The following is a 9,195-nucleotide window of genomic DNA, read 5'->3' as shown; positions in this document are numbered from 1 at the left end:
GGGCGGGCGCTCTCGCCGACTGGGGGATCGGCGAGTCACGCGCGTACGAAATCACCGTCTGCGTAAGCGAGTTGGCGACCAACGCCCTGCTGCACGGCGTCCCGCCCGGACGCGGCTTCCGGCTGGGGCTGAGCCTCGCCGGTGACGTACTCCGCGTCGAAGTGCACGACAGCGGCGACGGATGGCCCCGACTCGCCGGCGAAGGGGATGACGCCGCCGAGTCGGGGCGCGGCCTGCTGCTCGTGGCGGCCCTGGCCGACAAGTGGGGGGTCATGGCGCGCGATCCCGGAAAGATCGTCTGGTGCGAGTTCGTTCAGGCCACCGGTGATGTCCCGCTCACAGCCGCCTCTCGGCGTGGCTGCCCTGGTCCTCGCTGGTCACGGTGACGGTTTCCGCACCCTCATCGCCGTCCCACCAGTCGGCGAATGCCTTGCTGAGGGCGTCGATATTCTGCTGGGTCTTGTTGTCCTTGTACGTGAGGTAGTCGGTCGAGACGGTGACAGCGCCGGAGCCCTTCGCCCCGTATCCGATGGCGAGTTGGGTGATGTGCGGGGCGAGGCGTTCGCCGCTCGGGGAGTTCTTGGCGGCCCAGGAGCGGAATTCCTCCAGGAGGTTCGACGGCTTGTCACCGTCGTACAGTGTGGTCTTCTTCGCCGTCTTTCCGCCCTGCCCGAGAAAGCGCGCGCTCCCGGCCGCCGGATCCTCGTCCCACCATTCCGTGAACGCCTTTGCGAGCGGGCCGACTTGGTCCTCTGCCTCGCCCCAGGGGCCGTAGTCGGTGAGGACCTTGACCACCCCGTCGCGCTCACCGGACCGGTAGTCGAGGCTGACGTTCCGGGCATGGCCCGCAAGGGCGTCGTCGCGCTCCGAGTCATTCGTCTTCAGCCACGTACGGAACCCGAGCAGCAGATTGGGGTTGTCCGGGGCGTCCTTCCGCGACGACCCATCTCCTCCGGAACACCCCACCGTCAGGAGCAGAGCCCCCGCCGCGAGCGCTCCCGCACGCGTCCTCTTCCCCACTGAATCTCTCCGATCAACCAGCTGGTGCAATACAACACTTACAGGGCAAGCAGCAAGTACCGCCCCAATCGACACATCGTTCGATCTGTGCGTAACGTACCTTCTTGATTGATCTGTACCAATCGGGCCCCGGATGAGTGGGGTCCGTTTTTTGTGGGGGAACACCACTGTGAGAATGAAACGCACCCTGACGGCGATTGCTGCCGCGGCCGCCCTCTGTGCCGCCGCGGGACCGGCCTGGTCCGCCCCGGACCCGACGCCGACGCCCACCACCGCGGTCACGCCGACCCCGTCGGCGACTCCGACTCCGTCCGCGACTCCGCCCGCGACTCCGACCCCGTCGGCGACCCCGACCCCGTCGAAGTCGCCGTCGGAGACCTCGAAGTCGCCCTCCCAGGACCCTGCCCAGGACCTGGCCCGCGAGCTCGAGAAGTTCTGGACGCCCGAGCGCATGGCCCAGGCCAAGCCGGTCGAGGAGCAGCAGGCCCGCGAGGCCGCGGCCGCCGAGGACGCCAAGAGGGACTCCCAGGGGGACAGGGAGGAGGCGGCTGCGCGCGAGGGCATGCTGCGTTCGCCCTCGCACACCTTCAAGGGCATCAAGGAAGTCGGCACCTTCTACTGGGCGCAGAAGGCGGGCAACGACTACCCGGACCGCTACGACTACCGCTTCTGCGGCGGAACCGTCGTCCCGTCCCCGGGCAAGAACCTGGTCGCGTCGGCAGCGCACTGCTTCGACAGCAACGACCAGAAAGAGAACTTGATCTTCGTGCCGCAGCACAGCGCGAAGAGCCCGATGCCGCACGGCATGTACCCCATCAAGAAGGGCCACATCTTCAAGGACCCCGGCTACACCGGGTCCAAGAAGAGCGAGGAGAACTTCACCGACGTCGACGTCGCGTTCCTCGCCACCGAGCCGCGCAGCGACGGCAAGAAGGTCGAGAACGTCGTCGGCGCCATCCCGATGGGCTTCAACACCGGTTTCAACCACACCGCGCACGCCATCGGTTACCCGTATCTGTACGGCGGCGGCAACTACAAGCCGAAGCAGGACCCGCTCAGCTGCACCACGCCGACGAAGAAGTACACCTCCGGCAACACCAAGGACAGCGGCGGCAGGCTCTGGCGCGGCGGCACCTTCACCGAGATCCACTGCGACGGCTACGTCGGCGGCACCTCCGGTGGCCCCTTCATCACCGCGGGCGGCGAATCGCCCAAGCTGATCGGCGTCACCGGCGGCTGGATGACCGGCGGCCACAGCGCCAACACCTCGTACTCGTCGTACTTCGACAACGACGTGAAGCGGATCTACGACGCCGCGAAGGCGGGCAAGCAGCCGGCCAGCATCAACCCGCCGCCGATGGCCGACCCGGTCCTGCCCGGCGCCGGCACGTGGAAGCACGCCAAGTCCATCGCCAACGGCTACTTCGCCCTCGACGGTCCGGTCTCCGACGACCGGATGGACATGTTCGTCATGTGGTCCGACGGCGAGCTGAGCATCTACCGCGGTGCGGGCAAGGCCAAGAACCACTTCGACAAGGAGTTCAAGGTCCAGGGGCCCAACGCCCTGTGGCGCGACCACGCCAAGCAGGTCGTCGCGGGCGACTTCACCGGTGACAACGGCTCCGACCTCATCGTCCGCTGGTCGGACGGCGAGGTGACGCTCTACCCGTCGGTCGACGAGAAGGGCTTCCACGGCGAGTACCAGCTGGCCGCCGCGAACGGCACATGGAAGCACGCCGAGGCGATGACCTCGGGCCGCTTCGGCGGCAACAAGTGGCAGGACGACCTCGTCGTGCGCTGGTCGGACGGCGAAGTCACGCTCTACCAGAACACCGGCGACAACAAGAAGCTCGGCAAGGAGATCAAGGTGGTCTCGCCGGGCACCTCACTGGCCGGTACGTGGAAGCACGCCACCCAGATCACCGCGGGCGACTACTCGGGCGACGACACCTGGGACCTGATCGTGCGCTGGTCCGACGGAGAGCTGACGCAGTATCAGGACTTCACCGGCACCGGCTCTTCCTGGGGCGAGCACAAGTGGCAGGCCCCGAACGGCCTGTGGAAGCACGCCCTGGTCGTCAGCGGCGGCGACTTCACCGACAACCCCTGGGCCGATGACACCATCGTGCGTTGGTCGGACGGAGAACTGACCCTTTACGCCGACGGCAACGCCTCCGGCATCGGTTCGGAGAACCAGCTCGTGGCGCCCGCGTAACCGCAGGCGAAGCCCCCTTGAGCGCGGGGCGCGAGGGGCGGCGGCAACCTCGGGGTGCCCCCGCCCCTCTTCCCCTGTGGACGACCGGATGGAGACCGACCATGAACCGCCCCGCCGCGCTCTTGTGCGCGGCAGCCGTCTGCCTCGCCCTGTCGGCGTGCGACACGAAGCCCCCGGGCGACCCGGACACCGCCGTACGGGAGTCCCACCATCGCCTCCTGGAGCAGTTCCGCTCCTGGGCCCGTGACACCGGCGAGTCCCGCACCGCACGCCACGCGCAGGCCGTGTACACGGTCGAGCTCACCGATGCCGATGCCGATGTCGATGCCGATACCGAGGGCGCGTACGACGTCGAGGTGCAGACCGACCTCTCCGCGAAGTCGGCCGAGGCCAAGGTGCTCGCCGAACTCTTCCGCACCTGGTGGGACGGCGACGACGGCGACGGCACCGTGCGAGACCTCGTCATGCTCGACGCAAGCGGGAACCGCGTCGACGACCACCTGTTCCCGGCGCTCGGCAACGGCGGCTACGACGTCACGCACTACGCCCTGACCCTCGACTACACCCCGGAGGGCAACCACCTGACGGGCACCGCCGTGATCACCGCACGGGCCACCCAGGACCTGTCCCGCTTCACCTTGGACTTCGCGGGCCTGCGCGTGCGCCACGCCGAGATCGACGGCTCCGACGCCCGCTTCAGCAGGACGAAGGGCGAGAAGAGGAACAACAAGCTGACGCTCACTCCCGCCCGGCCCATCGGCAAGGGGGAGACCTTCAAGACCACCGTCCGGTACGGCGGGACGCCCCGGATGCTCACGGCGGACGACGGCGGCGACGAGGGCTGGATCGAGACGGACGACGGCGTGGCGGCTCTCGGCGAGCCCACCGGCTCCATGACCTGGTTCCCCGGCAACCACCACCCGTCCGACAAGGCGACGTACGACATCGACGTCACCGTGCCGTCCGACTACACGGCGGTCAGCAACGGAACGCTGCGCGAGACACGGCAGCGGGGGAAGCGCACCACCTACCGCTGGCACAACTCCGAGCCCATGGCGAGTTACGTCGCGACCGTCGTCACCGGAGTCTTCGACATCTCCACCAGCACGACGGACGACGGCCTGCCCGTCTACACGGCCGTCGACCCCGACGAGGCGGACGGGCCCGTCGACGTCCCCGACCTGGTGCCCGAGGTCGTCGACTGGGCCAGTGACCGCTTCGGCCCCTACCCCTTCTCCTCGACCGGCGCCGTCGTCGACCACCTCCCCGACCTCGGCTACGCCCTGGAGACGCAGACCAAGCCGTACTTCGAAGAGGCACCGGACGCACGCCTGGTCGTCCACGAACTGGCCCACCAGTGGTTCGGCAACTCCGTCACGCCCCGCGCCTGGCAGGACATGTGGCTGAACGAGGGCTTCGCCACCTACGCCGAGTGGCTGTGGGACGAGGAGCACGGACACCGCAGCGCCCAGGAGACCTTCGACTCCTTCTACGACGGCACGCACCCGGAGAGCGAGGGCATCTGGGACTTCCCGGTCGCGGACCCGCCGAACGCCACCCGGGTCTCCGACTCGCCGGTGTACGGCAGAGGCGCCATGACGCTGCATCAGCTGCGCAAGGCGGTGGGCGACCGAACCTTCTTCGCCATCCTGCGCACCTGGACGCGCGAGCACCGGCACGGGAACGCCGACACCGAGCAGTTCATCGCGCTGTGCGAGAAGGAGTCGGGGCAGGACCTCTCGGACCTGTTCGAGACGTGGCTCTTCTCGGCGGACAAACCTCGGCGAACGTGAGCGGGGGCGGGAGTGAACTCGCCACTGCCGCCCCCGCGTTGTGCGGTTCCTTCCGGTGGATCAGCTCAGGAGCTCGACCTCCGCGAGCGTCGCGGCCCCGTCCGGCACGAGCCGGTAGTGCCGGTACGTCCCCGGATCGTCGACCGTGAAGACCCGGGTCTGGTGGTCCCAGGCGAAGGACTCACCGGACCGCTTGTCCAGCTCCTTCCACGTCTCGCCGTCGGCGGAGCCCTGGAGCACCCAGCCGCGCGGAGCCTTCGCCTTGTCGGACGACGACGTCAGCGTGTACTGCACGGCCTTGGTCGCCTTCCCGACCGGAAGTTCCACCGCACCCGACTCCGAAGTGGCGTCCGTCTCCGACGAGTTGTCGAAGAGCGCGCCGTCACCCTTGATGGCGTCACCGCGAGGCGACGGAACCTTGTCGTCCTGCGTGATCGACGTCGGCTGGGCGTTCTTGCCCGTGCCCCACGCCGACGGCTTCGGTCCCATGTCGAACTCCAGCACGCCACCCCGCGCGATCTCCTTGTGCGGCAGGGCAGTTGAGGTCCACTTCTTGCCGTTGACCTTCAGACCCTGCACGTACACGTTCTTCGCGCTGTTCTTCGGCGCCTTGACGACCAGGTCGCGCCCGCCGTCCAGATGCACGGTCATCTTGGTGAACTGCGGTGACCCGACGGCGTATTCACCGCTGCCCATCACCAGCGGATAGAAGCCGAGCGACGAGAAGAGATACCAGGCCGACTGCTCGCCGTTGTCCTCGTCGCCGTGGTAGCCCTGCCCGATCTCGCTGCCCGTGTAGAGGCGGGAGAGGACCTCGCGGACCTTCTCCTGCGTCTTGGACGGCTCACCGGCCGCGTCGTACATGTAGGCGGCGTGGTGGGCGACTTGGTTGGAGTGCCCGTACATGCCCATGCGTACGTCGCGTGCCTCGGTCATCTCGTGGATGACGCCTCCGTAGGATCCTGCGAACTCGGCGGAGCCGGTCTCCGGAGTGGCGAAGTACGTGTCCAGCTTGTCGCCAAGCCCCTTGCGGCCGCCGTAGAGGTTCGCCAGGCCGCGCGAGTCCTGCGGGGCGGTGAAGGCGTAACCCCAGGCGTTCGTCTCCGTGTAGTCGTAACCCCACACGCGCGGATCGAACTTGTCCGAAGGGACGCGCCACTCACCCTTCTTGTCCTTGCCCTGGAAGAAGCCCGGTGCGGAGCCTCCCCCGGCCGCCTTGTCGTCGAAGAGCTTCACGTAGTCCCGGGCACGGTTGAGGAAGTACTCCGACTCCTCCTTGTAGTGCTTCTTGCCCGTCTTCTTGAAGAGGGCGTCGCCCATGCGCGAGATGCCGTAGTCGTTGAGGTATCCCTCAAGCGCCCACGACAGGCCCTCGTGGGTCTCGCTCGGGGTGTAGCCGAGGAAGGGCGAGGTCTCCATGCCCTTGCGGCCGACACCCGAACTCGGCGGTACGACCGTCGCGTTCTTCAGGGCGGCGTCGTACGCGTCCTCGGCATCGAAGTCGACTCCCTTGACGTACGCGTCGGCGAACGCGACGTCCGACGAGGTGCCCGTCATCAGGTCGGCGTATCCGGGCGACGACCAACGCGACGTCCAGCCGCCGTCCTTGTACTGCTGCACGAAGCCGTCGACCAGCTCACCCGCCTTCTTCGGCGTGAGCAGCGAGTACGCAGGCCACGTCGTGCGATAGGTGTCCCAGAAGCCGTTGTTGACGTACGGCTTACCGTCGACGATCTTCGCGCCGGTGTGGGTCGGGGTGTCAGGCCCGGTCTGCGGAGAGAAGGGTGAGGCGTACTGATACTTCGAACCGACCTTCTCGAAGCCGGAGTTGGGGTAGAGGTAGAGCCGGTAGAGGGACGAATAGAGCGTGGTGCGCTGGCCCTCGCTTGCGCCTTCCACCTCCACCTTGCCGAGGATGTCGTCCCACTGCTTCTGGGCACGGTCCTTGACGCGGTCGAACGACGTCCCGGACGGGATCTCCCGGTCGAGGTTGGCCTTGGCCTGGTCGAGGCTGATCAGGGAGGTCGCAAGGCGCAGGTTGACCGTGCGGTCCTTGCCGGGCTTGAAGCGCAGATAGCCGGTGACGTCACCGCCACCGCCGCCGTCGAGCTTGCCGCCGGCGGTCACGGGCGAGTCGAAGGTGCCGTACACGAACAGCCGCGTGGCACCCGTCGAAAGCCCGGACTTGACGTCCGAGAAGCCGCTCACCACACCGCTCTCCTTGTCGAGGGTGAGGCCGCCCTTCTCCGAGACGTTGTCGAAGATGACACTCGCGTCGTCACCGGGATAGGTGAACTTCATCATCGCCGCGTGATCGGTCGGCGCCATCTCGGCCTTCAGGCCGTTCTCGAACGTCACGCCGTAGTAGTGCGGGCGTGCCGTCTCCTTCTCGTGCCTGAAGGGCAGCGCCCGCTTGGTCCGTGATGCGCTCGGGGTGTCCTTGTCGACGGACGGCATCATCTGGAAGGTCTGCCGGTCACCCATCCAGGGGCTCGGTTCATGGCTTGCGCTGAACGCCTGAATGGTCGGCAGATTGTCCCCGTTGTTGCCGCGTGCGTAGTCGTACAGCCAGCTCAGGGACCCCGCGTTGGTCACCGGCGTCCAGAAGTTGAAGCCATGCGGGACGGCGGTGGCGGGGAACGTGTTGCCGCGGGAGAAGCCGCCGCTGGAGTTGGTGCCGCGGGTGGTCGACGCGTAGTCCGAAGGATGGGCCTTCGGCTTCGGCGGCGCCTTCTCCTTCAGCGATACGTCGTCCACCCACCCGCGGAACTTCGCAGGCCCCTTGGGGGAGTCGTACGCCACGAGCACCCGGTCGACGGTCTTGCCGCCGGCGACCTGCCCGATCCGCGAGACCACGTTGTTCCACTGATTGACGTACAGCCCCTTCGCGGCGCCCTGGCCCTGCGGGCTCAGCGGGAAGCCGTGCTGGTCCATGGCCTTGAGGTCACTCAGATAGGTGCCGTCGGTGAAGGCCAGGTCCAGGGAAACGTTCGTGGCGTCGTAGTCGAGGTCGCCCTCGGCCATGGACGGGAAGACGCGATAGGAAAGTTCGGTGTCCCGGCGGATCGAGACGTTCACATCGAAGACCTTGTTGTACGAGTAGCCGCGGCCGTCCACCTTGTGGGTGCCGGCATAGCGCAGCGCGCGCTTGCCGGTGAACCCGGCGCCCGACTTCGCGGTCGGCGAGCCGCTGGGGCCCCGGTCGACGAGGGAGAGCATGTCCTCGGGGGCGGGAGTCTCGCTGCCGCCGACGGAGAGCTGGACGTCGGAGAGCTGGAGGGCGTCGGATGCGCCGTTGTTGGCGGTGATGTCGAGGCGGTAGTGGGAGTACGCGGTCGCGTTCTCGAAGTCGTACTTCTTCGTCTGGTGCCGCTGCGGGAAGGCTTCGCCCTTGCGGGTGTCTAGGTCCTTCCACCCCTTGCCGTCCGTGGAGCCCTGCAGGGTCCAGTCCTTCGGGTCGCGCTCGGCGTGATCGTTCGCCGAGGTCAGCGCGTACGTCACGACTTTCGCGGGCTCGTCCAGGTCGAACTCGGCCCAGCCGGTGGGTGCGAAGGTCAGCCATTTGCTGGTGGGTTCGCCGTCGACCAGGTTCTCCTTGACCTCGCCGCCGCCGGCGTTCTCGGCGCTGGCGCGGACCTCGGTGACGTGGTCGTTCACACTTCCGGGGATGCCGGAGCTGAACGCGCCGTTGACGCCGGCGGTGCGCTTCTTGCCGTCGGGTCCTGTCTCCACGGTGTTCAGCCAGTCGGGCTGGGCGTCGCCCTCTTCGAAGGAGGAGACGAACTCCCGCGCCGCCTTGGGCGGTTCCTCCGGCTTCGCGATGGCCGCGCCTTGCGCTGTCGCGACGAGCGAGAAGGCGGTGGCTGCCAGCAGCGCGGCTGAGTGGGGCCGGTGGCCGAGACGGTTCCGGTGACCTGGACGGTGTCTGTGCCGAGGTCTGTGTCCCATCCTCGAATCCCTCCCTGCGAGTTAGACAACGTTGTCAGTTCACTGCGCAAGGTCCAGTAGGGCGTCAAGTGGGTGGTGGTGTCAAGGCTGTTGGAGGGCTTGGTGGGGGGCGGGGGCCTTTGGTGGGCCGGTGGTGGTGTTCTTACCGGGGCCGCCCGGTTGTCCCGAGGTTGGCGGGGGTGGGGGGGGGGGGGGTAGCGAGGGGGCGAGAGGGCGGGG

At 67.7% G+C, this 9,195-nt stretch carries 5 protein-coding genes; 3 read left to right on the top strand and 2 right to left on the bottom strand.

Translation table 11 applies throughout. The annotated features are described in order from the left end of the window. The coding region (locus ACFWY6_RS41260; protein ID WP_384701773.1) for an ATP-binding protein at positions 1-386 on the top strand (386 nt) is incomplete at its 5' end. Here ACFWY6_RS41260 and ACFWY6_RS41255 read toward each other — a convergent pair. Continuing rightward, complete coding sequence (locus ACFWY6_RS41255) at positions 337-1,020, bottom strand: hypothetical protein (RefSeq protein WP_384701770.1); 684 nt, start codon at positions 1,018-1,020, stop codon at positions 337-339. The genes ACFWY6_RS41260 and ACFWY6_RS41255 overlap by 50 nt on opposite strands. Positions 1,021-1,195: 175 nt before the next feature. Between ACFWY6_RS41255 and ACFWY6_RS41250 the strand changes: the two genes are divergently transcribed. Both ACFWY6_RS41250 and ACFWY6_RS41245 read left to right on the top strand, forming a co-directional pair. Beyond that, on the top strand, positions 1,196-3,235 hold the full coding sequence (locus ACFWY6_RS41250; protein WP_384701767.1) for a trypsin-like serine peptidase: 2,040 nt from the start codon (positions 1,196-1,198) through the stop codon (positions 3,233-3,235). 101 nt (positions 3,236-3,336) lie between these two features. Continuing rightward, positions 3,337-5,028, top strand: a complete 1,692-nt coding sequence (locus tag ACFWY6_RS41245) for a M1 family metallopeptidase (protein ID WP_384701765.1) — start codon at positions 3,337-3,339, stop codon at positions 5,026-5,028. 60 nt (positions 5,029-5,088) lie between these two features. On the opposite strand, the gene ACFWY6_RS41240 is transcribed toward ACFWY6_RS41245, so the two are convergent. Further along, positions 5,089-8,976 carry a GH92 family glycosyl hydrolase gene (locus ACFWY6_RS41240; RefSeq protein ID WP_384701762.1) on the bottom strand — a complete coding sequence of 1,296 codons (3,888 nt, stop codon included), beginning with the start codon at positions 8,974-8,976 and terminating at the stop codon, positions 5,089-5,091. Positions 8,977-9,195: the final 219 nt, after the last annotated feature.

Source organism: Streptomyces sp. NPDC059037 (genome assembly GCF_042740015.1).
Classification (GTDB): Bacteria; Actinomycetota; Actinomycetes; order Streptomycetales; family Streptomycetaceae; genus Streptomyces.
This window is presented reverse-complemented; position numbering and strand designations above follow the sequence as displayed.